Origin of the sequence: Bacteroides congonensis (genome assembly GCF_900130125.1) — a bacterium.
Taxonomy (GTDB): Bacteria; Bacteroidota; Bacteroidia; order Bacteroidales; family Bacteroidaceae; genus Bacteroides; species Bacteroides congonensis.
Genome location: NZ_FQXY01000008.1, coordinates 582,195 through 608,813, shown reverse-complemented (window position 1 = coordinate 608,813; position 26,619 = coordinate 582,195). Strand labels below are relative to the sequence as shown.

The 26,619-nt window shown below is 45.5% G+C and carries 27 protein-coding genes and 1 tRNA gene; 14 read left to right on the top strand and 14 right to left on the bottom strand.

The genetic code is table 11. The features are described from left to right. The first annotated feature begins 3 nt into the window (after nucleotides 1-3). From BQ7997_RS05845 to BQ7997_RS05835, 3 genes are all read left to right on the top strand, one after another. Nucleotides 4-1,281 carry an efflux RND transporter periplasmic adaptor subunit gene (locus BQ7997_RS05845; RefSeq protein ID WP_073344441.1) on the top strand — a complete coding sequence of 426 codons (1,278 nt, stop codon included), beginning with the start codon at nucleotides 4-6 and terminating at the stop codon, nucleotides 1,279-1,281. Nucleotides 1,282-1,353: 72 nt separating this feature from the next. After that, complete coding sequence (locus tag BQ7997_RS05840; protein WP_073344439.1) at nucleotides 1,354-4,515, top strand: efflux RND transporter permease subunit; 3,162 nt, start codon at nucleotides 1,354-1,356, stop codon at nucleotides 4,513-4,515. Between the two features lie 162 nt (nucleotides 4,516-4,677). After that, the gene (locus tag BQ7997_RS05835) at nucleotides 4,678-5,871 is read left to right on the top strand and encodes a TolC family protein (protein ID WP_073344437.1); all 1,194 of its coding nucleotides are present in this window, start codon (nucleotides 4,678-4,680) and stop codon (nucleotides 5,869-5,871) included. Here BQ7997_RS05835 and BQ7997_RS05830 read toward each other — a convergent pair. After that, nucleotides 5,866-7,320 (bottom strand): methyltransferase RsmF C-terminal domain-like protein, encoded by a 1,455-nt coding sequence (locus BQ7997_RS05830; protein ID WP_073344435.1) that lies wholly within the window; start codon nucleotides 7,318-7,320, stop codon nucleotides 5,866-5,868. The genes BQ7997_RS05835 and BQ7997_RS05830 overlap by 6 nt on opposite strands. 108 nt (nucleotides 7,321-7,428) lie before the next feature. Here BQ7997_RS05830 and BQ7997_RS05825 point away from each other — a divergent pair, with 108 nt between their 5' ends. The 6 genes from BQ7997_RS05825 to BQ7997_RS05800 all read left to right on the top strand — a co-directional run bounded on the left by BQ7997_RS05825 (nucleotide 7,429) and on the right by BQ7997_RS05800 (nucleotide 11,890). Further along, nucleotides 7,429-8,211: a DUF6249 domain-containing protein gene (locus BQ7997_RS05825; RefSeq protein WP_073344433.1), complete on the top strand. Its 783-nt coding sequence runs from the start codon at nucleotides 7,429-7,431 to the stop codon at nucleotides 8,209-8,211. Then, nucleotides 8,208-8,759, top strand: a complete 552-nt coding sequence (locus tag BQ7997_RS05820; protein WP_022139350.1) for an RNA polymerase sigma factor — start codon at nucleotides 8,208-8,210, stop codon at nucleotides 8,757-8,759. The genes BQ7997_RS05825 and BQ7997_RS05820 overlap by 4 nt, the downstream gene beginning before the upstream one ends. Then, nucleotides 8,740-9,069: a DUF5056 domain-containing protein gene (locus tag BQ7997_RS05815; protein ID WP_073344430.1), complete on the top strand. Its 330-nt coding sequence runs from the start codon at nucleotides 8,740-8,742 to the stop codon at nucleotides 9,067-9,069. The genes BQ7997_RS05820 and BQ7997_RS05815 overlap by 20 nt, the downstream gene beginning before the upstream one ends. A gap of 195 nt (nucleotides 9,070-9,264) precedes the next feature. Continuing rightward, complete coding sequence (gene cls / locus BQ7997_RS05810) at nucleotides 9,265-10,536, top strand: cardiolipin synthase (protein ID WP_073344428.1); 1,272 nt, start codon at nucleotides 9,265-9,267, stop codon at nucleotides 10,534-10,536. Between the two features lie 59 nt (nucleotides 10,537-10,595). Continuing rightward, entirely contained in the window at nucleotides 10,596-11,390 is a 795-nt protein-coding gene (locus BQ7997_RS05805; protein WP_022139347.1) for a thymidylate synthase, read from the top strand. A gap of 5 nt (nucleotides 11,391-11,395) precedes the next feature. Continuing rightward, nucleotides 11,396-11,890 carry a dihydrofolate reductase gene (locus BQ7997_RS05800; RefSeq protein WP_073344425.1) on the top strand — a complete coding sequence of 165 codons (495 nt, stop codon included), beginning with the start codon at nucleotides 11,396-11,398 and terminating at the stop codon, nucleotides 11,888-11,890. Nucleotides 11,891-11,896: 6 nt separating this feature from the next. Here BQ7997_RS05800 and BQ7997_RS05795 read toward each other — a convergent pair whose 3' ends face one another. Beyond that, nucleotides 11,897-12,376 carry an Lrp/AsnC family transcriptional regulator gene (locus BQ7997_RS05795; RefSeq protein WP_022139345.1) on the bottom strand — a complete coding sequence of 160 codons (480 nt, stop codon included), beginning with the start codon at nucleotides 12,374-12,376 and terminating at the stop codon, nucleotides 11,897-11,899. 153 nt (nucleotides 12,377-12,529) lie between these two features. Here BQ7997_RS05795 and BQ7997_RS05790 point away from each other — a divergent pair, with 153 nt between their 5' ends. Together BQ7997_RS05790 and BQ7997_RS05785 are read left to right on the top strand one after the other, a co-directional pair. Continuing rightward, a complete protein-coding gene (locus BQ7997_RS05790) occupies nucleotides 12,530-13,807 on the top strand; it encodes an IgA Peptidase M64 (protein WP_073344423.1) in 1,278 nt (425 codons plus the stop codon). 83 nt (nucleotides 13,808-13,890) lie between these two features. After that, nucleotides 13,891-14,427 carry a GNAT family N-acetyltransferase gene (locus BQ7997_RS05785; RefSeq protein ID WP_073344421.1) on the top strand — a complete coding sequence of 179 codons (537 nt, stop codon included), beginning with the start codon at nucleotides 13,891-13,893 and terminating at the stop codon, nucleotides 14,425-14,427. A 146-nt stretch (nucleotides 14,428-14,573) separates the two neighbouring features. Here the strand turns inward: BQ7997_RS05785 and BQ7997_RS05780 are convergent, their stop codons facing one another. The 9 genes from BQ7997_RS05780 to BQ7997_RS05740 form a co-directional block, all read right to left on the bottom strand. Next, entirely contained in the window at nucleotides 14,574-15,044 is a 471-nt protein-coding gene (locus tag BQ7997_RS05780; RefSeq protein ID WP_004315772.1) for an ExbD/TolR family protein, read from the bottom strand. A gap of 3 nt (nucleotides 15,045-15,047) precedes the next feature. Further along, nucleotides 15,048-15,641: an ExbD/TolR family protein gene (locus BQ7997_RS05775; RefSeq protein ID WP_044653900.1), complete on the bottom strand. Its 594-nt coding sequence runs from the start codon at nucleotides 15,639-15,641 to the stop codon at nucleotides 15,048-15,050. A 35-nt stretch (nucleotides 15,642-15,676) separates the two neighbouring features. Then, on the bottom strand, nucleotides 15,677-16,162 hold the full coding sequence (locus BQ7997_RS05770; RefSeq protein WP_044653899.1) for a hypothetical protein: 486 nt from the start codon (nucleotides 16,160-16,162) through the stop codon (nucleotides 15,677-15,679). Nucleotides 16,163-16,168: 6 nt separating this feature from the next. Beyond that, a complete protein-coding gene (locus tag BQ7997_RS05765) occupies nucleotides 16,169-16,969 on the bottom strand; it encodes a MotA/TolQ/ExbB proton channel family protein (RefSeq protein WP_044653898.1) in 801 nt (266 codons plus the stop codon). 74 nt (nucleotides 16,970-17,043) lie between these two features. After that, nucleotides 17,044-17,131, bottom strand: a tRNA-Ser gene (locus tag BQ7997_RS05760). 120 nt (nucleotides 17,132-17,251) lie between these two features. Next, on the bottom strand, nucleotides 17,252-18,028 hold the full coding sequence (locus BQ7997_RS05755; RefSeq protein WP_073344418.1) for a TatD family hydrolase: 777 nt from the start codon (nucleotides 18,026-18,028) through the stop codon (nucleotides 17,252-17,254). Next, on the bottom strand, nucleotides 18,022-18,738 hold the full coding sequence (locus tag BQ7997_RS05750; RefSeq protein ID WP_022136553.1) for a hypothetical protein: 717 nt from the start codon (nucleotides 18,736-18,738) through the stop codon (nucleotides 18,022-18,024). The genes BQ7997_RS05755 and BQ7997_RS05750 overlap by 7 nt, the downstream gene beginning before the upstream one ends. A gap of 16 nt (nucleotides 18,739-18,754) precedes the next feature. Beyond that, nucleotides 18,755-19,729, bottom strand: a complete 975-nt coding sequence (locus BQ7997_RS05745) for a polyprenyl synthetase family protein (protein WP_022136554.1) — start codon at nucleotides 19,727-19,729, stop codon at nucleotides 18,755-18,757. 73 nt (nucleotides 19,730-19,802) lie between these two features. Further along, nucleotides 19,803-20,486, bottom strand: a complete 684-nt coding sequence (locus BQ7997_RS05740; protein ID WP_022136555.1) for an energy transducer TonB — start codon at nucleotides 20,484-20,486, stop codon at nucleotides 19,803-19,805. Nucleotides 20,487-20,706: 220 nt separating this feature from the next. Between BQ7997_RS05740 and cmk the strand changes: the two genes are divergently transcribed. The 3 genes from cmk to pfkA all read left to right on the top strand — a co-directional run bounded on the left by cmk (nucleotide 20,707) and on the right by pfkA (nucleotide 23,451). After that, nucleotides 20,707-21,393, top strand: a complete 687-nt coding sequence (cmk, locus tag BQ7997_RS05735) for a (d)CMP kinase (protein ID WP_073344832.1) — start codon at nucleotides 20,707-20,709, stop codon at nucleotides 21,391-21,393. 52 nt (nucleotides 21,394-21,445) lie between these two features. Then, complete coding sequence (locus BQ7997_RS05730; protein WP_073344416.1) at nucleotides 21,446-22,315, top strand: 4-hydroxy-3-methylbut-2-enyl diphosphate reductase; 870 nt, start codon at nucleotides 21,446-21,448, stop codon at nucleotides 22,313-22,315. Between the two features lie 155 nt (nucleotides 22,316-22,470). Continuing rightward, the gene (pfkA, locus tag BQ7997_RS05725; protein ID WP_022136558.1) at nucleotides 22,471-23,451 is read left to right on the top strand and encodes a 6-phosphofructokinase; all 981 of its coding nucleotides are present in this window, start codon (nucleotides 22,471-22,473) and stop codon (nucleotides 23,449-23,451) included. 152 nt (nucleotides 23,452-23,603) lie between these two features. On the opposite strand, the gene BQ7997_RS05720 is transcribed toward pfkA, so the two are convergent. Genes BQ7997_RS05720 through BQ7997_RS05710 form a run of 3 tightly spaced genes read right to left on the bottom strand, consistent with a single transcriptional unit; the run spans nucleotide 23,604 to nucleotide 26,486 of the window. Then, entirely contained in the window at nucleotides 23,604-24,455 is an 852-nt protein-coding gene (locus BQ7997_RS05720) for an SDR family oxidoreductase (protein ID WP_073344414.1), read from the bottom strand. Continuing rightward, nucleotides 24,452-25,675: an NADH:flavin oxidoreductase gene (locus BQ7997_RS05715; protein WP_044654093.1), complete on the bottom strand. Its 1,224-nt coding sequence runs from the start codon at nucleotides 25,673-25,675 to the stop codon at nucleotides 24,452-24,454. Before BQ7997_RS05715 ends, BQ7997_RS05720 begins: the two co-directional genes overlap by 4 nt. Before the next feature lie 49 nt (nucleotides 25,676-25,724). After that, nucleotides 25,725-26,486 (bottom strand): DUF1295 domain-containing protein, encoded by a 762-nt coding sequence (locus BQ7997_RS05710; protein WP_022136562.1) that lies wholly within the window; start codon nucleotides 26,484-26,486, stop codon nucleotides 25,725-25,727. Between the last annotated feature and the right edge of the window lie 133 nt (nucleotides 26,487-26,619).

Below are 26,619 nucleotides of genomic sequence, written 5' to 3'. Positions count from 1 at the left end.
TTTATGAAGAAATTTATTTTTATCGGAGTCCTGGGACTGTTCGTCTTGGGGGCTTGTAATAGCACCGTCACACACACGCACAACGAGCATGAACATGAAGCGGAAGGACATAATCATGCGACAGAGGGTCATAATCATGAAGCGGAAGGTCACAACCATGAAGCTGAAGGCCACGACCACAGCGCCCACGGCAGCGAATGTAGCGGCGACCACAGCCACGGAGCAACCGCCAGTCACAAGGAAGGCGCAGAAGCCCACAGTGATGAAATTATTCTTCCGAAAGCGAAAGCCGACGCAGCCGGAGTGAAGGTAAGTACCGTTGAGCCTGCTCCTTTCCAACAGGTGATTAAGACGAGCGGACAAGTGCTGGCTGCCCAGGGAGACGAATCGGTTGCCGTAGCTACGGTAGCCGGCGTTGTTTCTTTCCGTGGAAAGGTTACGGAAGGAATGAGCGTAGGCAACGGCACTCCCCTCATCACGATTTCTTCGCACAACATTGCCGACGGCGACCCGGTGCAGCGTGCACGTATCGCCTACGAAGTGTCGAAGAAGGAGTACGAACGCATGAAGGCGCTTGTCCAAAACAAGATTGTATCCGACAAGGATTTTGCGCAGGCTGAACAGAGTTACGAAAACGCACGCATCAGCTACGAAGCCCTCTCCAAGAACCATTCGGCTATCGGACAAAATATCACCGCTCCTATTGCCGGATACGTGAAAAGTATTCTCGTGAAAGAAGGAGATTACGTGACTATCGGCCAGCCGTTGGTAAGTGTGACGCAGAACCGTCGTCTGTTCCTTCGCGCGGAGGTATCGGAGAAGTATTACACGTATCTTCGTACAATTAGTTCGGCAAACTTTCAGACACCTTATAATAATCAGGTGTACGAACTGAAGGCATTGAACGGCAGACTGCTTTCTTTCGGAAAGGCTGCCGGAGATAATTCCTTTTATGTGCCTGTCACATTCGAGTTTGACAATAAAGGTGAGGTGATTCCCGGTTCTTTTGTAGAAGTATTCCTACTTTCTTCGCCGATGGAGAATGTGATTTCGCTTCCGCGCACTGCGCTGACAGAGGAACAGGGCATTTATTTCGTATATCTGCAACTGGACGAGGAGGGTTATAAAAAACAAGAAGTTACGATTGGTGCCGACAATGGCAAGAGTGTGCAAATTCTTACAGGTGTGAAGCCCGGCGACCGCGTGGTGACCGAAGGGGCTTATCAGGTGAGACTGGCAAGCGCAAGCAATGCGATTCCCGCACACAGCCACGAACATTAAGCGGCAACGTGCCGCAGCCGGATTTTCTTGCGGCGCATCTATCCTTTTTTATAACTCAACGAATGAATTATCATGCTTAATAAAATTATACATTACTCCCTGCACAACCGGTTGGTCGTGCTCTGTGCGGCTATTCTCCTGCTCATCGCGGGGACATATACCGCCATGCATACGGAAGTAGACGTATTCCCCGACCTCAACGCCCCCACAGTGGTCATCATGACCGAAGCGAACGGCATGGCGGCCGAGGAAGTTGAACAACTCGTCACTTTCCCTGTTGAAACTGCCGTAAACGGCGCTACCGGTGTACGCCGCGTGCGTTCTTCTTCTACCAATGGTTTTTCTGTTGTGTGGGTAGAGTTCGACTGGGGAACGGATATTTATCTTGCCCGCCAGATTGTGAGCGAAAAACTGGCGGTAGTCAGCGAATCGCTGCCTGTCAACGTCGGCAAGCCGACTCTCGGCCCACAATCTTCTATCCTGGGCGAGATGCTTATCGTCGGGCTGACTGCCGACTCGACTTCGATGCTTGATCTCCGGACGATTGCCGACTGGACAATCCGTCCCCGTCTGCTGTCTACCGGTGGTGTGGCGCAGGTGGCTGTGCTCGGTGGAGATATTAAAGAATATCAGATTCAGCTAGACCCGGAACGGATGCGCCACTATGGCATCTCGATGGGCGAAGTCATGACCGTGACGCAGGACATGAACCTGAACGCGAACGGTGGTGTGCTCTATGAGTTTGGAAATGAATATATTGTACGTGGCGTACTGTCCACCACGCAGACCGGACAGCTCGGTAAGGCGGTGGTTAAGACGGTGAACAGTTTCCCTGTCACGCTGGAAGATATCGCGAATGTGACCATCGGCCCGAAAGCCCCGAAACTGGGTACGGCTTCGGAACGTGGCAAACCGGCGGTGCTAATGACCGTTACCAAGCAGCCCGCCACCAGTACGTTGGAGTTGACGGATAAATTGGAGACTTCTTTGAAAGACCTTCAGAAGAATCTGCCGCCGGATGTAAAGGTATCAACGGACATTTTCCGTCAGAGCAGTTTTATCGAAAGTTCTATCGGCAATGTGAAGAAGTCGCTTTTGGAAGGAGGTATTTTTGTCGTTATCGTCCTGTTCCTGTTCCTGGCGAATGTGCGGACTACGCTGATTTCGTTGGTGACATTGCCGCTTTCGTTGTTGGTTTCCATATTGACGCTGCATTACATGGGTCTGACTATCAACACGATGAGCCTTGGCGGTATGGCGATAGCTATCGGTTCACTGGTGGATGACGCGATTGTCGATGTGGAAAATGTGTACAAGCGGCTACGCGAAAACCGATTGAAGGCGGAAGCGGAAAGGCTGAGTACAATCCAAGTGGTTTTCAATGCTTCGAAAGAGGTACGTATGCCGATTCTTAATTCGACGCTGATTATTGTGGTCAGCTTCGTGCCGTTGTTTTTCCTGAGTGGCATGGAGGGCAGGATGCTCGTGCCATTAGGGATTGCTTTTATCGTGGCGCTGTTTGCTTCTACGGTGGTTGCGCTGACGTTGACTCCGGTGCTTTGTTCGTATCTGTTGGGAAGCAACAAGACGAATAAGGAACTGAAAGAATCTTTTGTAGCGCGTTGGATGAAAGGTATTTACGGGAAGGCGCTGACTTGGGTGCTGGCACACAAGCGGGTGACATTGGGCGGAACGATTGCGCTCTTTCTCGTTGCGTTAGGGGTGTTCTTTACGCTGGGACGCAGTTTCCTTCCTTCTTTCAATGAGGGTTCGTTTACTATTAATATCAGTTCTCTGCCGGGTATTTCGCTGGAAGAGAGTAATAAAATGGGGCAGCGTGCGGAAGAGTTGCTGATGACGATTCCGGAGATACAGACGGTGGCCCGCAAAACGGGACGTGCCGAGTTGGATGAGCATGCGCTGGGCGTGAATGTGTCGGAGATAGAGGCTCCGTTTGAGTTGAAAGACCGTCCGCGCGGTGAATTGGTGGCAGAGGTGCGCGAGAAGTTGGGGACGATTACGGGAGCGAATATTGAAATCGGTCAGCCTATCAGCCATCGTATCGACGCTATGCTGTCCGGGACGAAGGCGAATATCGCGATTAAGTTGTTCGGAGATGATTTGAACAAGATGTTCTCGTTGGGCAATCAGATAAAAGAGGCTATCAGTGATATTCCCGGTGTGGCGGATTTGAATGTGGAACAGCAGATTGAGCGTCCGCAGTTGAAAATTCAGCCGAAACGGGAGATGTTGGCCAAGTTCGGGATTACGTTGCCGGAGTTTTCGGAATATGTCAATGTGGCTTTGGCGGGAAAGGTGATTTCGCAAGTTTACGAGCAGGGGAAGAGTTTCGACCTGATTGTGAAGGTGAAGGATGATGCTCGTGACGAGATGGAGAAGATTCGCAATCTGATGGTGGATACGAATGATGGCCGCAAAGTTCCTTTGAGTTATGTGGCGGAAGTGGTATCGGCCATGGGCCCGAATACCATCAACCGCGAGAATGTGAAACGGAAAATCGTGATTTCTGCCAATGTAGCCGACCGTGACTTGCGCAGTGTGGTGAATGATATTCAGAAAGAGATTGATTCGTCGGTGCAGTTACCCGAAGGGTATCATATCGAGTATGGTGGACAGTTCGAGAGTGAACAGGCGGCCAGCCGGACGTTGGCGCTGACTTCGTTTATCAGTATTGCTGTCATTTTCTTATTGCTTTACCATGAGTTCCGCAGTGTAAAGGAGTCGGGAGTTATTTTGCTGAATCTGCCGCTCGCGTTGATTGGCGGTGTTTTCGCACTGGTGATTACGACAGGTGAGGTCAGTATCCCCGCCATCATCGGTTTTATCTCTCTGTTTGGTATCGCGACTCGCAACGGTATGTTGCTGATTAGTCATTACAACCATCTGCAACAGGAAGAGGGGCTGAATGTCTACGACAGTGTGATTCAAGGCTCTCTCGACCGTTTGAATCCAATTTTGATGACGGCTTTGTCTTCCGCGCTGGCATTGATTCCGTTGGCTTTGGGCGGTGATTTGCCGGGCAACGAAATACAGAGTCCGATGGCCAAAGTTATCTTGGGCGGACTGTTAACGTCTACATTCCTGAACGGTTTCATCGTCCCGATTGTTTACCTACTAATGCACCACCGGCGTAGCGCCGGAGCAAAGTTTCCTTGCGGCACCGATGGAGCCAGCGTAGTGTTGGAGCAAAGTTCCCCTGCGGCACCAAAGTAGTCAGCGTAACGCTGGAGCAAGATTTCCTTGCGGCATGAAGGCATTTCAGGCACGGATTACACGATTGTTTTATAAACCGCATTTCCTAAAACCGTGAAATCCGCGTAATCCGTGCCTAAAAATTATCATTTAACGTGATATATAATAAAAAAACAAGAAAGTATGAAACGAATTATCATTATAGGCTCTTTCGCTGTCACTGTGTTCTTTGCCCTGACAGGCAATATGCAGGCGCAGAGCAGCATAGACCAAGTTTTAAAAAATATAGAAACAAATAATAAGGAGTTGCAGGCGAACGGGCAACTGATTCAGTCGCAAAAACTGGAAGCTAAAACGGATAATAATCTGCCGGATCCTACACTTTCCTATGCGCATCTTTGGGGGTCGAAGGATAAGAGTGAGACAATCGGTGAACTGGTTGTTTCACAGAGCTTCGATTTTCCGAGTTTATACGTGACACGCAATAAGTTGAACCGCTTGAAAGCGGGAGCTTATGACAGTCAGGCAGATGTTTTCCGCCAGGAGAAGTTATTACTGGCGAAAGAACTTTGTCTGGATATTATTATGCTCCGTCAGCAGAAAAATATATTGGAAGAACGTCTTCGCAATGCGGAAGAGCTTGCGAAGATGTATGCCAAACGTCTGCAAACAGGGGATGCGAATGCGCTCGAGACGAACAAGATTAATCTGGAATTGCTGAACGTCAAGACGGAAACGTCGCTGAACGAAACGGCACTTCGCAATAAATTGCAGGAGCTGAATACGTTGAACGGAAATATCCCGGTAGTTTTCGAGGAAAACCAATACCCGTCTGTACCTTTCCCGTCTGACTATCAGATTCTGAAATCCGAAATGATGTCCGCAGACCGCACGTTGATGGCTCTCGGCAACGAAAGTTTGGTTGCCCGCAAACAGATTGCTGTCAATAAGTCCCAATGGTTGCCGAAGTTGGAGCTGGGGTACCGACGGAATACAGAAACGGGAGTACCGTTCAATGGCGTGGTAGTCGGCTTTTCTTTCCCGCTTTTCGAGAACCGGAATAAGGTGAAGATTGCCAAAGCGCAGGCGCTGAATATCGACTTGCAAAAGGATAACGCAACATTGCAAGTGGAATCCGAACTGGCACAGCTTTACCGCGAAGCCAAGGCATTGCACGCTTCGATGGAAGAATACAGCAAGACTTTCCAGTCACAACAAGACCTGGCATTGTTGAAGCAGGCGTTGACCGGCGGACAAATCAGCATGATTGAGTACTTCGTAGAAGTATCTGTAATCTACCAAAGCCACCAGAACTATCTGCAACTGGAAAATCAGTATCAGAAGGCGATGGCACGGATTTACAAGAGTAAACTATAACGTTTTTATCTCATCCGGTAAATATCCGCTACGGATACGCCACTCTTGCGGATAAAGATTATTTGCACGGTTGCCGATATTCTTTACGAAGCCGAGAGGGATATTCCGATAGGTAAGTAAAACATAACCGCGAGGGGCTGTTGCCGATAAGGTAATGGCCTCTTTCCGTAAGTAGGCAATCGCTTGTTCGTAAGTTACTTCTTCGGTTGCAAAAGCTTCGCGGCGCAACAGTGCGGAACTCATTGCCAAAGCATGGCCGGGGATTAAATCTTTTCCTTTCACCTCTCCCACTCCGACACCTGCCGACACGATTTTCAGGCTTTGCTTCATGGCCGCCAGTTCGTCAGTGTATTGTTGCGGAAAGATTTGAATAGTTGTTCCTTCTGTGGATAACAGATAACCGGCGGATTTTTCTTCATTCAACCAGTTCTTAGCCATATTCAGATGTTCTTTGGTGACAAGTGACGGCGTTGCTCCGCCTTTCCTGTCCTTTTTCTTTGCAGTTTTGCCTTTAGCAAAAGAAAAGGCGGGTGTAGCGTCTTCTTCCGTTTCCGGTTTGCGAAGGGCGGCTAAGAAAAAGCCTTCGCCTTTGGTTTTATGAGGGAAGAAATGATAGACCGGTGCTTCTTGCACAGAGTTCTCAGAATTGTTAGATTCGTCCCGCAAAAGATTTCCTGTAATATTCCAGTCCTTCCCTACCTCAAGAGCCAACGGTTCTGCCCCAAATTCTTGCTGAATCCAACGAACATTTTCTTCGTCTTCTTTTGTATTATAAGTACATGTACTATATATAAGGATTCCACCGGGCTTCAAGCTAGGCCAGATATCTGCGATAATTCTCCGTTGCCGTTGCCAGCATATCGCTACATTTTCCGGACTCCATTCTTCAACCGCCACCGGGTCTTTGCGGAACATACCTTCGCCCGAACAGGGAACATCAGTCAAAATCACGTCAAAGAAAGAGGGCAAAGATGAAAAATCAGCAGGGTCATTATTAGTTACAACGACATCCGGGTGTCCCCACTTAGTCAGATTCTCCGCCAAAATCTGCGAACGGTTTCTGATAACTTCATTGGCAACCAGCAGACTTCCTTCAGGAAGCACACTGCGGGCATGAGTCGATTTTCCACCGGGAGCAGCGCATAAGTCCAGCATCACCACCGGTTCTGTGACGTATTGCCGAAGCACCTGTTCTACAAACATGGAAGAGGCTTCCTGAACATAATAGCAGCCTGCATGAAACAAAGGATCGAACGTAAAAGTAAGACGCTCATCGAGATAAAATCCCTCAGATGACCAGGGAACCGGGAGAAGTTGAGAGTCCATTCTCAACTTATTCAACCTTATGCTGACAGGCGGTTCCTGTTGCAAGGCAGCAGCCAGTTTGTCGTATTCTTCGTCGCCCAATAAAGAGCGGGTGTAATCTATGAAAGAAGCGGGTAAATTCATTTTCGTTTATTAATTTTCGCAAATATCAAAAATATTTCGTCTCTTTGCAACTTTCCTGGATATTAACTACGTCTAACAGACAAAGAAACAAATAAAAAAACTATTTATATGAAGAATTTTCTACTTGCATTGATGGTCGTACTGACCACTTGCACATTGGCTATCGCCCAAAATAATACGACTGTCGTACAAGATTCTGTTGGAAACGTAAAAGTCAGCGTAAAGAAAAGCAACAAAGCAAACGCGAATAACACTGCTGTAACAGTGGTTGGCATAGACGCTACGGATGCTGATTCCACCGACATTGACGCTGACTCAAGCAGTGTGAGTCACGGTAGCGCCAGTTTCTCAATCAATACGGATGACGATGACTTTCCATTCTACGATTTCGAAAATGCCGTTAGCGGCCTTTTAATACCGATCATAGCTATAATCTCTGTATTCGGCTCGCCAGTATTGATCCTGTTCATAGTCTTCTTCTTCCGCTACAAGAACCGGAAGGCACGCTATCGCCTTGCCGAACAGGCACTTGCGACAGGACAACCGTTGCCGGCAGACTTTATCCGGGAAAACAAACCTGCCGACCCATGCTCACAAGGTATCAAAAACACATTTACCGGTATCGGACTTTTCATCTTCCTTTGGGCAATTACAGGAGAATTCGGAATCGGAACTATCGGACTGCTAGTTGCATTTATGGGCATCGGGCAATGGATTATAGGTTACAAGCAGAAGCAAAATCCGGAAGCATCCGATGCATGGATGCGCAATATCAATAAAAGCGAAAATCAAAACGACAACATCAAAACCGACAGTTCCAATATCTTCTCCCCCGAATCCGAAAACAAAGGTAATGGGCTGAATGAAGAAAAGCCCGAAGAAGAAAAATGAGCCAACTCAACGATATATCGCTAGTCGCGCAGGTCGTGGTGTTCAAGAACACCAGGGCCTTCGACCAGTTGGTGGGGAAGTACCAGTCGCCTGTCCGGCGGTTCTTCCTGAATCTGACTTGCGGCGACAACGAATTGAGTGACGACTTGGCACAAGATACATTCATCAAGGCGTATACGAATATTGCTTCTTTCCGAAACTTATCAAGCTTCTCCACGTGGCTGTATCGTATTGCGTACAATGTTTTTTATGATTATATTCGCAGCCGGAAGGAAACGGCTGACTTGGATACAAGGGAAATAGACGCCATCAACAGTACCGAGCAGGAGAATGTCGGTCAGAAAATGGATGTCTACCAGTCGCTCAAGACGCTCAAAGAAGTGGAAAGAACCTGCATCACGTTGTTCTACATGGAAGATGTAAGCATCGACAAGATTGCGGGGATAACAGGAATACCGGCAGGGACGGTGAAAAGCCATCTGTCGCGTGGTAAAGAGAAATTGGCAACGTATTTAAAACAAAACGGTTATGAAAGAAGTAGACAATGATAAGCTCTTGCGCGATTTCTTCGCAGAAAACAAGCAGGAAATAGCGGACAACGGATTCAGTCGCCGTGTCATGCACCACTTGCCCGACCGCAGCTATCGGCTGGCACGTCTTTGGAGTGTTTTCGTAATGGCGATTGCAACTGTACTTTTCGTTTGGATGGGCGGTTTGGAAGCTGCTTGGGGAACCATCAGGGAAGTGTTTATCGGTATGATTAATCATGGCGCTACAAGCCTTGACCCGAAATCAATAATTATCGCTACCGTCGTCCTGCTGTTTATGGCGACACGTAAAGTGGCTTCGTTGGCATAAGCGCCATCAAAAGGATATATAATTACAATCCCGGAATTCTGTGTATCTCCGGGATTTTTTTATTCTTTAGACAAAGAAATTCTTATGAGCCGCTCCATCTGTTAAACAATGATAAATCTACCCTTTATTCCAAGTCGCCCCAAACTTAGATGTTGTATCTTTGTTGTTCTGTAAACTAAAATAGAGAGAAAAGTTTTGAAACTACGTATATTTATTTTATTTCTGTTTTTGTCTTTATTACGCGCCCAGGCGGATGTCATCGACAGTTTGATGACGCATCCACGGGACTCTATCGGACTAACAAGTGATTCTCTAGTATTACATTTCCTGCAAGAATCAGGTATTCCCATCTCCGATAACAATAAAGTCAAGCTGCTGAAAAGCGGACGGGAGAAGTTTATCGATTTATTTGAAGCCATACGGGAAGCCAAACACCATGTTCACCTTGAATATTTCAATTTCCGCAATGACTCCATCGCCAATGCTTTATTCGACCTCTTGGCCGAAAAGGTAAAAGAAGACGTTGAAGTGCGGGCTATGTTCGATGCCTTCGGCAACTGGTCGAATAACAAGCCGCTCAAAAAGAAACATCTCAAGAAAATACGTGAACGGGGCATCGAAATTGTCAAGTTCGACCCGTTTACCTTCCCTTACATCAACCACGCCGCCCACCGCGACCACCGGAAGATTGCCGTCATCGACGGAAAAGTGGCTTATACGGGCGGAATGAATATCGCCGATTATTACATCAACGGTCTGCCCAAAATCGGAACCTGGCGGGATATGCACACGCGTATCGAAGGGGATGCCGTCAACGACCTGCAGGAAATATTTCTCACGATTTGGAACAAAGAGACGAAACAGAATATAGGCGGGGAAGCTTATTTTCCGCAACATGCGGGACAGACGGACAGCACCAATATTGTAGTCGCCATCGTAGACCGTACTCCGAAGAAGAACAGTCGTATGTTGAGCCACGCATATGCGATGAGTATTTATTCGGCGCAAAAGAATGTACACATCGTCAATCCTTATTTCGTGCCGACTTCTTCCATCAAGAAAGCACTGAACCGCTCCATTGACCGGGGAGTGGACGTGACAATTATGGTTTCTTCCGCTTCTGATATTCCGTTTACGCCGGATGCCGCGCTTTATAAGCTGCATAAGTTGATGAAAAGGGGAGCTACCGTTTATATGTACAACGGCGGATTTCATCACTCGAAAATCATGATGGTCGACGACCTGTTCTGCACAGTCGGCACTGCCAACCTAAACAGCCGAAGCCTCCGATACGACTACGAGACGAACGCTTTCATCTTTGACAAGAAAACGACAGCCGAACTGAATACCATGTTCCATGAAGATATCGAACACTGCACCCAACTGACACCTGAATTTTGGAAAAAGCGTTCACCTTGGAAGAAGTTCGTCGGATGGTTTGCTAATTTATTCACACCATTTTTGTAATTTTGCGCAAGCGTGTAGTTCCTCCGTGAATACACCAATGATTTGAAAATTTATTCATTATGAAACAATACCTGGATTTGCTCAACCGTGTACTGACGGAAGGCACGGAAAAAAGTGATCGCACCGGAACGGGAACCATCAGCGTTTTCGGCCATCAAATGCGTTTTAACCTCGAAGACGGTTTTCCCTGTCTGACAACGAAGAAGCTGCATCTGAAATCAATCATATACGAGTTGCTTTGGTTTCTGCAAGGAGACACTAACGTGAAATATCTGCAAGAGCACGGAGTGCGTATTTGGAATGAATGGGCGGACGAGAACGGTGACTTAGGTCATATCTACGGTTACCAGTGGCGTTCGTGGCCTGACTACAACGGTGGATTCATCGACCAAATCAGCGAAGTGGTAGAGACAATCAAGCATAACCCGGATTCACGCCGTATCATCGTGAGTGCCTGGAACGTGGCAGATCTGAACAAGATGAATCTCCCGCCTTGCCATGCTTTCTTCCAGTTCTACGTAGCAGACGGACGATTGAGCCTGCAACTTTACCAACGCAGTGCCGATATCTTCCTCGGCGTTCCTTTCAACATCGCTTCTTATGCATTGTTATTGCAAATGATGGCGCAAGTGACGGGATTGAAAGCAGGTGACTTTGTTCATACGTTCGGTGATGCCCACATCTACCTGAACCACCTGGAACAGGTGAAACTGCAACTGTCGCGTGAACCTCGCCCGCTGCCACAAATGAAAATCAACCCGGATGTGAAAAGTATCTTCGATTTCAAATTTGAGGACTTTGAATTAGTAAATTATGACCCGCATCCGCATATCGCAGGAGTAGTAGCCGTATAATTCCTATGAGTAAAGTATCCATTATCGCCGCCATAGACCAGCGTATGGCAATAGGCTTTCAGAATAAACTTCTTTTCTGGCTGCCCAACGACTTGAAGCGTTTCAAGGCGTTGACTACCGGAAACACCATTATAATGGGCCGCAAGACTTTCGAATCTCTACCGAAAGGTGCATTGCCCAATCGCAGAAACGTTGTACTGTCTTCTAATCCGGCTACGGAATGTCCCGGTGCAGAAGTGTTCCCATCGCTTGAAGCGGCTTTGCAAAGCTGCAAAGAAGAGGAACATGTGTATATAATCGGCGGTGCAAGCATTTACCGGCAAGCACTTCCTTTTGCTGACGAACTCTGCCTGACAGAGATAGACAGCACTGCTCCCGAAGCCGACGTATATTTCCCTGAAGTTTCTTCGAAGAGTTGGCAAGAAAAAAGCAGAGAAACTCACCCTGCGGATGAGAAACATCTCTGCTCCTATGCCTTTGTAGATTACGTAAGAAAGTGAGATAAATTAATCTTCCTCGTCCACCTCGACCATGATAGGCATCTGCCTCTTAATGGCTTCGTGGAAGGAGATTAACGTTTCTGTACGCGCCAATCCCAGTGGTTGCAATTTATCATGGATAACACTCAACAAGTGGTGGTTATTCTTTGCGTAAATCTTGATGAACATATCATATTTTCCGGTAGTGAAATGACATTCCACTACTTCGGGAATAGCTTCCAAAGCCTTTGTTACCGAATCAAAAGATTCGGGATCTTTCAGATAGATACCGATGTAAGCACAAGTTTCATATCCTATTTTTTCGGGGTCAATGACATATTCTGAACCTTTGAGTATCCCTAAGTTAGTTAGTTTTTGAATACGTTGATGAATCGCGGCACCGGAAACATTACAAGCTCTCGCCACTTCCAAAAAAGGAATACGTGCATTGCCGGCAATCAGTTTCAGTATTTGTTCATCCAGCGTATCTAATTGATGATGTCCCATTTCTTAAATCAAATTGTTTTAATCAGTGAATCTTTTGTGCAAAGTTAGCGATTTTCCGGCAACAAATGCTATAAACTATTACTTTTATTTATACGAAGCAGTTAAATCAACAATAGTTTGTATCTTTGCAAAAAACATAAATATACCATTTATATGAGACAAATTTGCTGTATTGTTCTATTTTTCTTCACTTTTGTGGAAGGTTATGCACAGAACTTTGACGATTATTTTCAAGACAAAACATTGCGGGTGGACTACATCTTCACCGGAGATACCGGGCAACAGGCTATCTATCTCGACGAACTGTCACAACTTCCTTCCTGGGCAGGTCGCCAGCATCATTTATCCGAACTCCCACTGGAAGGCAACGGTCAAATCATCGTGAAAGACCTTGCTACCAAACAGTGCATCTACAAGACTTCCTTCTCTTCCCTGTTTCAGGAATGGCTCACCACGGACGAAGCCAAAGAAACGGCAAAGGGATTCGAGAACAGTTTTCTTCTGCCCTATCCCAAACAACCGGTAGAAGTGGAAATCGTCCTGTATTCTCCGCGCAGGGAAGTGATGGCCAACTACAAGCATATAGTCCGCCCTGACGATATCCTGATTCATAAACGGGGAGTGTCACACGTCACTCCGCATCGCTATATGCTCCAAAGTGGCAACGAGAAAGAATGTATCGACATCGCCATCCTTGCTGAAGGATATACCGGGAAGGAAATGGACTTGTTCTATCAGGATGCGCAAAACGCTTGTGAAAGCCTGTTTTCACATGAACCGTTCCTCTCCATGAAAGATAAGTTCAATATCATTGCCGTTGCCAGTCCGTCTACGGACAGTGGTGTCAGTGTGCCCCGCGAAAACCAATGGAAACAAACGGCCGTACACTCTCATTTCGATACTTTCTATTCGGATCGTTACCTGACTACCAGCCGGGTAAAATCTATCCATAACGCCTTAGCCGGCATCCCTTACGAACACATTATTATTCTCGCCAACACTGACGTATACGGTGGTGGCGGTATTTATAATTCGTATACGCTGACTACTGCCCATCATCCGATGTTCAAGCCCGTAGTGGTACACGAGTTCGGGCACAGCTTTGCAGGATTAGCCGACGAGTATTTCTATGAGGACGACACAATGACAGATACCTATCCACTGGATATTGAACCATGGGAACAGAATATCTCGACACGCATAGATTTCGCTTCCAAGTGGGAAAATATGCTCACCAAAGGTACTCCCATCCCCACCCCTGCCACCGAAAGGAAAAAATATCCGGTAGGAGTCTATGAAGGAGGCGGATACTCAGCCAAAGGCATCTATCGTCCTGCCTACGACTGTCGTATGAGAACAAACGGTTACCCGGAATTCTGTCCGGTTTGCCAACGCGCCATCCGCCGCGTGATTGAATTCTATATCCCTTAAAGGTTATATGGATACAAAAGGGTACAAAATATAATATCAATATAAAGAATACACTATTAGTACAAACTTAAAACCCAAACCGTATGATTAGATTTCAGCCGATTAGTACATCGGATTTCCAGCATTACAAGTTTATGGAAGAGTTACTTATCGATGCATTTCCACCGGAAGAATACCGTGAGTTAGACCAATTACGTGAGTACACTGACCGCACAGGTAACTTTTACAATAATATTATCTTTGATGATGACTTGCCTATCGGCTTTATCACTTACTGGGACTTTGACAGCTTCTACTACGTAGAGCACTTCGCAACCAACCCTGCCCTGCGAAACGGCGGATATGGAAAACGCACCCTCGAATACTTGTGCAACTACTTGAAGCAACCGATTGTACTCGAAGTGGAACGCCCGGTAGAGGAGATGGCAAAACGCCGTATCGGATTCTATCAACGCCAGGGGTTCGTTTTGTGGGAAAAAGACTATTACCAGCCACCTTACAAGCCGGGAGACGATTTCCTGCCTATGTATCTAATGGTACACGGCAACCTCAACCCGGATAAAGACTACGAAATGATAAGGAAGAAACTTCACACAATCGTTTACGGAGTAAAAGAATAAAAGAAAATAAAGGATATTATTAGCAGAGCAGCAGTAGTAAAAGCCTTATTAGTAGTAGAAATAGCTAAAATAGGGATATTCCTAAATAAAGAAAGGGCTTCCAAATCATTTTGGAAGCCCTTTCTTTAATATATTGAATTAACTAATTATTTCTCACCACGTTTAGTAGCAGAATAGTTAATCTTCAAAGCGTAAGATTTTCTAAGAGCATTTTTTACGTCAGTAATAATACCCATCTTAGTCTTTTGGTCTACTTTCAGAGATACAGTCATTTTAGCTGCATCCCCCTCATTCATACTAGCACGTTCCTGGAAAATGAAGTCTTGTACTTCACCAACTTCAGCGTAGCTGTCGTTAAGCTGAATACGACTTTCAGTACCCATTTTCGCGCGATATTCCTGAGTAGGTTCACCTACATAAATGAATGTCACCAGTGATTTCTTCTCCAGTTTTTCGAGTTCAGTACCTTGCGGAAGTGTAAACTGCACCTTTAATGTTACCTCACGCATTGTTGTTACAATCATAAAGAAGAACAACAAAGTAAAGATAAGGTCAGGCAACGAAGAAGTATTCAATGCCGGCATTTCACGTTTACCAGTCTTATTAAATTTTCCCATTACTTACTTCTTTTTTTCTCCGTATTTTTTAGGTTCTGCCTCAGAAATTCGTTGCGGATAGATTTCACGAACAGCTTTCTGCTGCGCGTCGCTCAACTCTGCATATGTAACTCCGAATTTTTCCTGAGCCAACTCATCTCTCAATTCATTATATGCAGCAACCAATTCGTTCTGCACACTGATGTATGCCTGATAAGAAGATCCACGGTCATTCTGCAAAGAAATTACATGCTTGTTGTTAACCATATATGTACCGAAGAATTCCACATTTTCTTGTGTCTTTTCAGGCATATTTTCTGCGTTATTAACATTAGCAATAAATTCTTTGGCTTTATCTCTCAACTGATCAACGCCGATATAATCATTTCCGCACATCAATGCATCATCCTTATTCAGATAAACCTGCAAAACGTTACGTTCTTTGATCTTATCCGTGTTCTGTTGGTCTTGATCTTCGGGTGGCGGTGGCAAAAGTCTTGCCAAACCACGGTCCGTATCCATTGATGTCGTAATCAAGAAGAAGATCAGCAACAAGAAAGCGATATCCGCCGTAGAACTTGAGTTAATATCAGGAACTTTTCTTTTTCCTTTTGCCATTGTAATTACTTATTTAATTGAGTTTTCCCAATTGATTACGATAATTTTTTCTTTATACCACTCACAATGATTGCAACTACAGTTACAAACAACAGGATGTAAATAGAATAAAGGAACATATCAGTCAGTTTCAGCCAGAAAGGAACGTTGTCTGTACCACTATAACCCGGGATTTGCATCGGCGTGCCATCACCCATAGCCCAAGCTACAATTAAAACAACAGCCAAAAGAACCAAGCCAAGCAAAGACTTAATTGCATTTGCCGGGTTATCTTTCAAAGCTGCACCGAATTGGAATATAGCACCAAGAACAGTAGCAGCAACAGCAAGGCCAAACAAAGCATACATCAGATAGAGTAAGGAATCTGTTTGGGCAGGCTGCCACATTTCGGGATCTACTCCCGCTATCACTGCATCGCCTGTAGCGTTTCCCCCGAAGAAGAAGAGTGCCATAACGATCAGGATAATGGCAAACATCGCATAAAGTGCGTAATACGATGCTTTATATGTTAACTTACTCATCTTATATTATTTTTTGTATTTCAAGTTATATTTGATTACCATGTCAAGCAAAGAGATAGAAGAATCTTCCATTTCGCTTGTAAGAGCTTCAATCTTAGCAAGTACGTAGTTGTAGAATACCTGAAGAATCAAAGCAACGATCAAACCGAAGATAGTTGTAATCAAGGCTACTTTCATACCACCTGCAACAACCGTCGGAGAGATATCACCTACCTGTTGGATCTTGTCAAATGCCTGCACCATACCGATTACAGTACCCAAGAATCCGAGTGACGGAGCCATTGCGATAAACAGTGTAATCCAAGAACATCCTTTTTCAAGGTAACCGGCTTGTACACCACCGTAAGAAACAATTGATTTTTCAACAACATCGATACCCTGGTCAATTCTCATCAAACCTTGGTAGTAGATAGAAGCAACAGGACCTCTCGTGTTACGAGCGATGTCTTTAGCAGCTTCAACATCACCTTTTTCCAAAGCAGCTTCGATAGATGCCATGAATTTCTTTGTGTTGATTTCAGCCAAGCTCAAATAGATGATACGTTCGATACAGAAAGCCAAACCGATCACCAAAGCGATAGCTACCAAACTCATGAAAGATGCAGTACCTTCAATGAATTTAACTTTGATTTCCTTGTGAATACCACCTTCTTCTGCAACAGGAGCAGCAGCTGTAGTTTCAGCGGCAGGAGCAACAGCTTGTTGTTCAGTTTGTTCTGCTGCAGGAGCATCTTGAGCCTGAGCAAGTTGAATAGAGCCAAATGTAAAGGCACCAATCACAGCAACAATTGCGAATAACTTTTTCATTGTGTGTCTAATTTTTAAGATTAATTAATTGATTATTATTATTGTTTTTACTTCTCGTTCCGTTTTCAATTCTGCGGAGAGACGGGGATTCGAACCCCGGATACGCTTTAGGCGTATACACGCTTTCCAGGCGTGCCTCTTCAACCACTCGAGCATCTCTCCTTATGAGTTTTCCGCATTTTCAGCTACAAATGTATCCTTTTTTTTCTTTTCGTGAAGCATTATCCCTTTTTTATCTTGAATAAATACTGCAAATTAATATATTTTAAAACCTTGCGAACATTATTTGCGGATTCCAAACACTTTTAGTGCATTTACTGAAGTGACCTGAGACACGTATTCAGAGGACATTCGATAAATTTCCGCCACTTTCGCAAGGGTATCTTTCACATTGGCACTTTCATTCCGTTTGCCACGGTTCGGCACCGGAGTCAAATATGGCGAGTCGGTTTCGAGCACGATACGTTCCAAAGGGACTGTGAGCAATGTCTCCGGCAGAGTCGATTTCTTAAAAGTGACAACCCCGTTAATGCCTAGCATAAAGCCCTCAAACTCCAACAATTTCGCCGCTTCTTCCGGCGTTCCGGTGAAACTATGAAAAATGCCGGTGAGAGGGGTGTTTTTATAGGCCGACATTACCTTATATATATACTCGAACGCATCCCTTGAATGAATGACTATCGGCAACCGGTATTCGAGCGCCCACTCAATCTGCTTTTCAAAGACCAGCAACTGCTCTTTCAGGAAAGTCTTGTCCCAGTAGAGATCAAGTCCGATTTCACCGATGGCGACAAACTGATTGTTCCCTGCCAACTGCTCGCGTACTACCGCCAGTTCCTGTTCATATGTTTCATTGACCGAGGTAGGATGCAATCCGATCATCGGATAGCAAAAGTCCGGGTAATCGGCACATACGGACAGCATCGAATCAATTGTCGTGCTGTCGATATTCGGCATAAAAATATAGGAGACGCCGGCTTCGCGTGCGCGTTCCATCACTTGTGGCAAATCCTCGGAAAATTCTTCTAAAAAAAGATGGGAATGAGTGTCTATCAACATGATATTTCGTTTTCTTCTTTTACTTTTTCATTGGAGCGATAATAATATATCAGGCCGTAGTCACGGCATTTGTCCAAGCGAGCTTCATTGGGAGTGACGTCCTGAAACTTGGCTTCCACCTGATTCCATATATCCAGTATCAACTCATCGGCACGGTCACGCATGGAAGCCAGTTCGTCAAGGCTCCGACTGGTCAATGCCTGATAATTCTTCTGCCGTTCGTAGCTGTCAAGAAAAATATCATAGTGCACTTTCACGCGTGCAATCGTAGGATTATAAATCGGTATGCCGCCCTGTGACGTTCTCCGCTGCTCACCTTCAATAATCTTCTTCCCCCACTCCACCAATGCGGCTTCGCTTAACAAATCCGGCACGGTATTTGCATTGGGCAGACCATATAATTCTTTGTGGGCTACCTTTATTTCATCACGGAGTACCGCCAAGTTGAGCACCTGGATGAAATGGGAAATATACAGCCGGGCGGTTTTCACATTTGCCTGATGCTTCCTGCTTGCCCGCGACTGATTTTCATAACATTGCGTATAATAAATTTGTGCCGCTTCAAACCTTTGCAGGAAATTGCGCGCTTCAAACAATGTCTTTAGTGTAATTGCCAGGTCGCGCACATTATACAGTTCACCCTTTTCGACCGCTGTTTTCAACGCCCGAACTCTTGCCTGGTCTGTATTTGGTAGTCGTCTGTATGGCATATTATCAAGAACTTAGTTACATTTCACGATACATCAGTACTTTCACCAGGTTCTTCAGTTCTTTTTTTCTGTCCTCTGCCACCGCTACTGCCGAAAGGCTTTCCATGGCGAGTGTATAATATTCGCGCATCTTGTTTTCGCAGATATTGCGAATATTCAGTTGATTGTACAGTTCTGTCACCGCAGCTATTTTTTCGGCAGGCTGATAAGTATCAGCATTGAGCCAACGATCCAGTTCTTCTCTTTGCTTCTCGTCCGCACGGTGCAGCGCCTTGATAAGCATATATGTTTTTTTGTTGCAAAGGATGTCACCGCCTATTTTCTTACCGAACACTTCCGGGTCACCATAGACATCCAGCAAATCATCCTGCAACTGGAACGCGACTCCTATCTGCATTCCGAAATTATAAAGATTATCGGCATCCTCAGCAGTCGCTCCTGCCAGAATAGCACCGATTTTGAGACTGCCTGCCAGTAATACGGCTGTTTTCAGGCGAATCATTTCAATATATTCATCCTCAGTGACATCGCAACGGGATTCAAATTCCATATCCAGTTGCTGTCCTTCACAAATTTCAAGTGTAGTCAGGCTGAACAGTTCCATCACTTCCTTGAGATGCTCCGACGGGCACGCTGTCATGTACTGAAACGCCAGAATCAGCATAGCGTCTCCCGAGAGTACGGCAGTGTTGTCATTCCAGACCTTGTGTACGGTCGGCTTTCCTCTGCGCATATCGGAACGGTCCATCAAGTCATCATGTAGCAACGTATGGTTGTGGTAAACTTCGATAGCGGTGGCAGGGTCGTAGATAGACGCGACATCCTCGCGATACAAGTTATACGCCATCAACATTAATACGGGACGTATCCGCTTCCCCCCTAAAGAAAGGATATATTCAATCGGTTCATAGAGTCCTTTCGGTGTCCGGGTAAACTGAATTTCAGAAATATGAGTGTTTATTTTATCAAGTAATTGAGAAGCTGTGAACATGATGGATGAAAAATATAAATGAATGAAAAAAGAGGCTGCCGTGAAGCAGCCTCTTAAATTATTGTGTTACAAATTACTGCAGTCTGAACATTACAGGAACCGTAAATTTAACACGTACCGGTTTACCACGCTGCATACCTGGTTTCCACTTCGGCATGGTGTTTATCACACGGAGAGCCTCTTTATCCAGATACGGGTCAACGCTGCGTACAACTTTCGCGTCTACAATACTACCGTCTTTGTTAACAACGAACTGTACGATAACACGTCCTTGAGTTCCGTTTTCCTGAGCGATAGTCGGATATTTGATGTTCTTAGCCAGATACTGCATCAAAGCTGCTTGTCCGCCCGGGAAGTCCGGCATGTTTTCTACAACTTCGAAAATGGTCTGTTCTTCCGGCTCTTCTTCAACAACTTGTACCGGCACGTATTTTACTTCTACCGGAGCAGCATTATCTTCATTGATAATGGTTGTTGTTTCATCAATTTCGGCCTTATCGTCGACAATCTCCAACAATTCGGCCACTTTCGGGGCTTCGGGTGGTGGTGGAGCTTGTTGTTCAGGGGTTTCGGTAATAGGAATGATTTCCTCTTCAAACACAACGTCAGCTACTGCCTGGCTTGTATCAATTTTCACGTCACGCTGGGTCCATTCGAACGCCACGAACATGAAAGCCAACACTACCACGTAACCAACGAGCAACCATGTAGACTTCTTGCCTTCCAGGTCTGCTTTGGGTGATTTTTTAACTTCCATAAAATAATTAATATAATAGATTAATAAAAAAAGTGTCTTCCTATGTGTCTCCGGGCAAATATAGTACATTTTCAGTTAACCGTCTGTTTCTTCCGGTCTTTTTATCCGGCTTTTTAACTTTTTTAATTCTTTCGTACTTGCCTGCTTCCTTTTAACGGCAAACATATGGCTGATTTTCAAAATAAGCGTATCTTTGGCGGACAAATTAGATGAACTGAATATGAAAAAGATAGTAATAGCAATCGACGGTTTTTCCTCTTGTGGAAAAAGTACTATGGCCAAGGATCTTGCCCGTGAAGTGGGATACATTTACATTGACAGCGGAGCCATGTATCGGGCGGTCACCTTATATAGTATGGAGAACGGAATTTTCAACGGAGATGTCATCGACACGGAAAAACTAAGAAACGAAATCAAAAATATCCATATTTCTTTCCGTCTGAACCCTGAAACGGGGCGTCCGGACACTTACCTCAACGGGGTAAATGTGGAAAACAGAATCCGCACGATGGAAGTCTCGTCCAAAGTAAGTCCTGTCAGTGCGCTCGACTTCGTGCGTGAGGCAATGGTGGCCCAACAGCAGGCGATGGGAAAAGAAAAAGGCATTGTAATGGACGGAAGGGACATCGGAACCACGGTTTTCCCGGATGCCGAATTGAAGATTTTTGTAACTGCCACGCCTGAAGTCCGTGCCCAACGCCGTTACGACGAACTGAAAGCGAAAGGACAGGAAACGAGTTTCGACGAAATCCTGGAGAATGTAAAGCGACGGGACTATATTGACCAGAACCGGGAAGTAAGTCCGCTGCGTAAGGCTGATGATGCTTTGTTACTGGACAATACGGACTTGACAATCGAGCAACAGAAAGGATGGCTGTTCGAGCATTTTAATAAGGTGGGAAAGTAGTTTTTCCGTATAGTTTTAAGGAGTTTCTTATCTAAATTGAGGAGTTTTCTTTATGATTAAGGTAGAGATAGATGAAGGGTCAGGATTCTGCTTCGGGGTAGTGACAGCCATTCACAAGGCGGAAGAAGAGTTGGCAAAGGGAGAAACGCTTTATTGTCTCGGAGATATCGTGCACAACAGCCGGGAAGTGGACAGGCTGAAAACAATGGGATTAATCACCATCAACCGCGAAGAGTTCAAGCAGTTGCGAAACGCAAAGGTACTGCTGCGGGCACACGGGGAGCCGCCGGAAACTTACATGATTGCCCGCGAGAATAATATTGAAATCATAGACGCGACTTGTCCGGTGGTATTGCGCCTTCAGAAGCGTATCAAGCAGGAGTTCCTGCAAGACGGAAATAAAGAAAAGCAAATTATCATTTACGGTAAAACCGGTCACGCAGAAGTGTTGGGACTGGTGGGGCAGACAGACGGAAAAGCGATTGTCATCGAAAAAGCCGAAGAAGCGAAGAAGCTGGATTTAAACAAGGACATCCGTCTTTTTTCGCAGACAACCAAGTCACTCGACGAATTTCAGGAAATTGTAGAGTATATCAAGAAGAATATATCTCAGGACGCGACTTTCGAGTATTACGATACGATTTGCCGTCAGGTTGCCAATCGCATGCCTAAGTTAAGGGAGTTTGCAGCTACGCATGATTTGATATTTTTCGTCAGCGGGAAAAAGAGTTCGAACGGGAAAATGCTGTTTGAAGAATGCCTGAAAGTGAATCCTAACTCACATTTGATAGACAACGAAAAGGAGATAGATACTTCTTTGCTCCAAAACGTACAGTCGATTGGTGTATGCGGGGCTACTTCCACCCCTAAATGGCTGATGGAAAAGATATACAATCACATTCAGACGCTTATAAAAAAGTAACAGCAAAGTAACAGATAAGAATAAAAAGAAAGCAAAAAGCGGACATTTGCACTTTTTTAATGTTTTCATCAAGTGAAAAAAAACTTCGTAAACATTGCTTTCAACTTTTTATTGTACATTTGCCACATCAAACTAATTAATGAAAAGATTGTGATATGGGAACAGTGAAATGTATCGGAATTTTGACTTCCGGGGGTGATGCTCCGGGAATGAATGCAGCTATACGTGCAGTGACACGTGCAGCCATCTATAACGGATTACAAGTTAAAGGTATATATAGAGGATACAAAGGCTTAGTGACAGGCGAAATCAAGGAATTCAAAAGCCAAAACGTAAGTAACATCATCCAACTGGGTGGAACAATCCTGAAAACAGCCCGCTGTAAGGAGTTCACTACTCCCGAAGGACGCCAACTAGCCTATGATAATATGAAGAAAGAAGGCATCGATGCCTTGGTTATCATCGGTGGTGACGGTTCGCTGACGGGCGCGCGTATTTTCGCGCAGGAATTTGATGTGCCCTGTGTCGGACTACCGGGAACGATTGACAACGACCTCTACGGAACTGACACAACTATCGGCTACGACACAGCATTGAATACCATCCTGGATGCAGTGGATAAGATTCGCGACACAGCCACTTCGCACGAACGTTTGTTCTTTGTGGAAGTAATGGGACGTGATGCCGGTTTCCTCGCGCTGAACGGAGCGATTGCTTCGGGAGCTGAAGCAGCCATTATCCCGGAATTCAGCACGGAAGTCGACCAACTGGAAGAATTTATCAAGAACGGATTCCGTAAGTCAAAGAATAGCAGTATCGTACTGGTAGCCGAAAGTGAACTGACCGGCGGGGCCATGCATTACGCGGAACGTGTGAAAAACGAGTATCCGCAGTACGATGTACGTGTAACTATCCTCGGACACTTGCAGCGCGGTGGTAGTCCTACTGCTCACGACCGTATCCTGGCAAGTCGCCTGGGTGCTGCCGCTATCGACGCTATCATGGAAGACCAACGCAACGTAATGATTGGTATCGAACATGACGAAATCGTTTATGTACCGTTCAGCAAGGCTATCAAGAATGACAAGCCGATAAAAAGAGATCTTGTGAATGTATTGAAAGAACTTTCTATCTAAACGAAAGAAGTTTCATCCAATCATTAGAAAAAAGAAATAATGAGGGAATATCAAAACTCCCTTTTTAACAAAATCACCCGCGTTGCAAATAGATGTAGCGCGGGTGTTTTCTATTTTTATAAAGGCTTTGGATACGCCTTCGTTTCTTATTTTTATTCCAACCATTGCGCTACCGTCCGCTCCGTACTTTCCCAAAGCTGTTCCTGTTGCACATGATGAGCATACTTGTCAGACAGTTTTTTCCGGCGATTGCTTGCATATAGCTGTCCCGTCACTCCTACTTCTTTTTCATCCAGCAGCAGTCCGATGGCCGTAGAAGCCCCTTTCTTCGGTTTGCGGATAAAAGGACGGAAAAAAATATCGGTCAATGGGTCAAACCATTGATGCATAGTAATAATATTTGTAGAAACAATCCCCGGGTCAGCCGCATTGACAGTGATACCCTTGTCACGGAGCTGTTCAGCCAGTTCGAGGGTAAACAATAATAAAGCCAGTTTCGTATTACTGTAGATAGGGATTCTCCAAAACTTTCCCACCTTTCCCCGATGGAAAAAGTCAGGCAGGTCGATATGCCCGATTGCGTAAGTACAAGAAACCATATTCACAATACGCGCGCCCCGCACCATTGCGGGAACCAATTTCCGCGTAAGCAGATAAGGCCCTACATAATTCACACTCACCGTCCGTTCAAATCCGTCGGCGGTAACATGAAACCCTGTTTCCATCGTCCCTGCATTATTCATCAACAGGGAAACCGGAATATTACGCTCCAGAATCTGTCCGGCAAAAGAAGCTACCGAGCGCATGGAAGACAAATCAATAGCCATCACTTCCAGGTTCGGATTTCCGGTTTCTTCGATTAAACGCTGACGGACAATTTCTGCTTTTGACGGATTATAACAAGCCATTATTATCCGATAACCGGCTTGGGCTACAGAACGTGTTATTTCCCGTCCCATTCCTCCGTCGGCACCGGTGATGATTGCCCATTTTACTTCACTCATCGCTTTTCAAGTTTTTCAATCTCCTTCTGCAAACAAGAAGGGATTGGTTCTTTTAAATGTTGATGACAAGCCATTTCTATGGTGTACATACGTCCGATGCAGTAATTACTGTGTCCGCAGTTACAACGAGCCTGCTCTTCCTGTGCCATCCGGTTGACAAATCCCGGTTCGTTGAGCAAAGCGCGCGCCATCTGCACAGCGTCAAAACCCGCATCCAGCACTTCATCTATCTTCTGACGGGCAACAAGGCCACCGACATAAATCAAGGGAGCTCCCGGAAGAGCTTCCCGAAACTTCAACGCATCTTCGAGAAAATAAGCCTCTTTGAAAGGGACTGACGGAATCATCCATTTTCCAAACATCCTCACTCCATACTTCAGCCACCAGCAATTCATATAGTAAGACATCGAACGGATGGGCATCGCGCCCCGCATCACATACATCGGCGCTTTGCTTACGAAACCGCCGCTCAACACCAATCCATGAGCGCCAAGTTCCAGCAAACGTTTGGCTACCTGGATGGATTCGTCTATTTCCATTCCGCCCTTGAAGCCGTCACGCATATTCATTTTCACAAAAACAGCCATGTCACTGCCTGCCGCTTTCATGACTTCTTCCATCACCAGTTCCATAAAACGCATCCGGTTTTCCAGTGAACCGCCAAATTCATCTTTCCGGTGATTCGTGTAGGGAGACAGGAACTGGCTAATCAGATAACCATGTCCGGCATGGACTTCCACAGCATCAAATCCGGCTTCCCTTGCCAGATTGACAGCGTTTCCATAGGCTTGCGCCAGTTCCGGAAGCTCTTCTTTTTCCAGTCCGCGGACAAACGTGGGAGAATAGAGATTGAATCCCGAAGAAGCGGACACGGGGGTGACACCGCAAATATTTTTGTGGGACATATTTCCGCAATGTCCTATCTGTATGCCTACGGCAGCGCCTTCGTCGTGCACAGCTTTGGTCAATTCATGCAAACGGGGAATGATGGATGGACGCAGCCACAACTGGCGGTCGAAAGAAAGTCCGCTTTGTGTCACGGCAGCGTAGGCCACTGTCGTCATGCCTACCCCGCCCGCAGCTACCGAGCGGTGATAATCCAATAGCATTTGTGAAGGAGTATTCTCCGGACACATACTCTCGAAAGCCGCCGAACGAATCGTCCGATTCCGCAACGTCAAAGGCCCGAAAGTGACCGGAGTAAAAAGCTTAGATTTCATAGTAGTGAGAATTATTCAAGTCTTATTTAATTTGTGATAACAATCATTCTTAATAAAGGAAAGGAAATACCCGTTTCTTCTCTCCTACCGCGTCACCGAATTCTTCGCGGTAGCGACACCACAACGCATGGGCACGCGGAACAAGATTGGCAATCGTCCACCAAAGAAAGACAAGTCCGGAAAGCGAACAAGTGAGTATTGCCCAACCTGCCCATTCAATTATTTCACCGAAATAATTGGCGGACGTGACATAGCGATACATTCCCTTTTGCGGCAGATAATGGCGTGTGTCTCCCGGTTTGCGCAGGTGGCGGATGACATAATCCGAATGCCAGTTGACCAGCATACCCACAAAAAACAGCAGAGTACCCGCTATAAACCACGGAGACGTAAACCAGTCGGGCTGATACATCGTTTCGGGAGCAAGGTAAAATATCCATTCACCTTGCATATAGCCATTCAGCAGATTAAAAAGAATCCCCATTGACATAATTGCCAGTGGCATTTTACTTTTTCCGGTCAATAACAGCGGGAAAATGAAGGCACGCTGGAAATAATGAATTTGAAAAAACAAAAAGAAAGTCAATATTACCGGTTCAAAACGACGTTCGGAATACATCCACATACCACACATCACCAAAAAGACCGGAGCTTCCATCAGTACCCAAGCTATTTTATTGGATATAGCTACTCCCCATGACGCCGTGCGAAAAATACCGTATCCCGCTTTCACAAAATAAAGCGCGATAAAAACCACCAGGGCAATCAAACTCATCACACCCAGGAACAGATTAAAGGCTGCCAAACTCATATTAAAAGTCTTTATGTAATGCGCAAAAATAACAAAAATGAAAGGAATTACAACACAAAATTCCCTTTAAATAAAAAACTCACCACAAGCTGTACATTTTTTAATTACAAACTCCAAAAAGAAACAGTTGCCA

Bases quoted from the DNA above. Each gene is read 5' to 3' on its own strand.
- BQ7997_RS05785 (WP_073344421.1), top strand. From the start codon at position 13,891: ATGATTAGATTTCAGCCGATTAGTACATCGGATTTCCAGCATTACAAG.
- BQ7997_RS05765 (WP_044653898.1), bottom strand. From the start codon at position 16,969: ATGAAAAAGTTATTCGCAATTGTTGCTGTGATTGGTGCCTTTACATTT.
- BQ7997_RS05745 (WP_022136554.1), bottom strand. From the start codon at position 19,729: ATGTTCACAGCTTCTCAATTACTTGATAAAATAAACACTCATATTTCT.
- BQ7997_RS05825 (WP_073344433.1), top strand. From the start codon at position 7,429: ATGAAGAATTTTCTACTTGCATTGATGGTCGTACTGACCACTTGCACA.
- BQ7997_RS05790 (WP_073344423.1), top strand. From the start codon at position 12,530: ATGAGACAAATTTGCTGTATTGTTCTATTTTTCTTCACTTTTGTGGAA.
- BQ7997_RS05770 (WP_044653899.1), bottom strand. From the start codon at position 16,162: ATGAGTAAGTTAACATATAAAGCATCGTATTACGCACTTTATGCGATG.
- BQ7997_RS05805 (WP_022139347.1), top strand. From the start codon at position 10,596: ATGAAACAATACCTGGATTTGCTCAACCGTGTACTGACGGAAGGCACG.
- BQ7997_RS05795 (WP_022139345.1), bottom strand. From the start codon at position 12,376: ATGGGACATCATCAATTAGATACGCTGGATGAACAAATACTGAAACTG.
- BQ7997_RS05775 (WP_044653900.1), bottom strand. From the start codon at position 15,641: ATGGCAAAAGGAAAAAGAAAAGTTCCTGATATTAACTCAAGTTCTACG.
- BQ7997_RS05740 (WP_022136555.1), bottom strand. From the start codon at position 20,486: ATGGAAGTTAAAAAATCACCCAAAGCAGACCTGGAAGGCAAGAAGTCT.
- BQ7997_RS05780 (WP_004315772.1), bottom strand. From the start codon at position 15,044: ATGGGAAAATTTAATAAGACTGGTAAACGTGAAATGCCGGCATTGAAT.
- BQ7997_RS05840 (WP_073344439.1), top strand. From the start codon at position 1,354: ATGCTTAATAAAATTATACATTACTCCCTGCACAACCGGTTGGTCGTG.
- BQ7997_RS05820 (WP_022139350.1), top strand. From the start codon at position 8,208: ATGAGCCAACTCAACGATATATCGCTAGTCGCGCAGGTCGTGGTGTTC.
- BQ7997_RS05720 (WP_073344414.1), bottom strand. From the start codon at position 24,455: ATGAGTGAAGTAAAATGGGCAATCATCACCGGTGCCGACGGAGGAATG.
- BQ7997_RS05830 (WP_073344435.1), bottom strand. From the start codon at position 7,320: ATGAATTTACCCGCTTCTTTCATAGATTACACCCGCTCTTTATTGGGC.
- BQ7997_RS05815 (WP_073344430.1), top strand. From the start codon at position 8,740: ATGAAAGAAGTAGACAATGATAAGCTCTTGCGCGATTTCTTCGCAGAA.
- BQ7997_RS05710 (WP_022136562.1), bottom strand. From the start codon at position 26,486: ATGAGTTTGGCAGCCTTTAATCTGTTCCTGGGTGTGATGAGTTTGATT.
- cmk (WP_073344832.1), top strand. From the start codon at position 20,707: ATGAAAAAGATAGTAATAGCAATCGACGGTTTTTCCTCTTGTGGAAAA.
- BQ7997_RS05750 (WP_022136553.1), bottom strand. From the start codon at position 18,738: ATGCCATACAGACGACTACCAAATACAGACCAGGCAAGAGTTCGGGCG.
- BQ7997_RS05835 (WP_073344437.1), top strand. From the start codon at position 4,678: ATGAAACGAATTATCATTATAGGCTCTTTCGCTGTCACTGTGTTCTTT.
- BQ7997_RS05845 (WP_073344441.1), top strand. From the start codon at position 4: ATGAAGAAATTTATTTTTATCGGAGTCCTGGGACTGTTCGTCTTGGGG.
- BQ7997_RS05715 (WP_044654093.1), bottom strand. From the start codon at position 25,675: ATGAAATCTAAGCTTTTTACTCCGGTCACTTTCGGGCCTTTGACGTTG.
- BQ7997_RS05730 (WP_073344416.1), top strand. From the start codon at position 21,446: ATGATTAAGGTAGAGATAGATGAAGGGTCAGGATTCTGCTTCGGGGTA.
- BQ7997_RS05800 (WP_073344425.1), top strand. From the start codon at position 11,396: ATGAGTAAAGTATCCATTATCGCCGCCATAGACCAGCGTATGGCAATA.
- BQ7997_RS05755 (WP_073344418.1), bottom strand. From the start codon at position 18,028: ATGTTGATAGACACTCATTCCCATCTTTTTTTAGAAGAATTTTCCGAG.
- pfkA (WP_022136558.1), top strand. From the start codon at position 22,471: ATGGGAACAGTGAAATGTATCGGAATTTTGACTTCCGGGGGTGATGCT.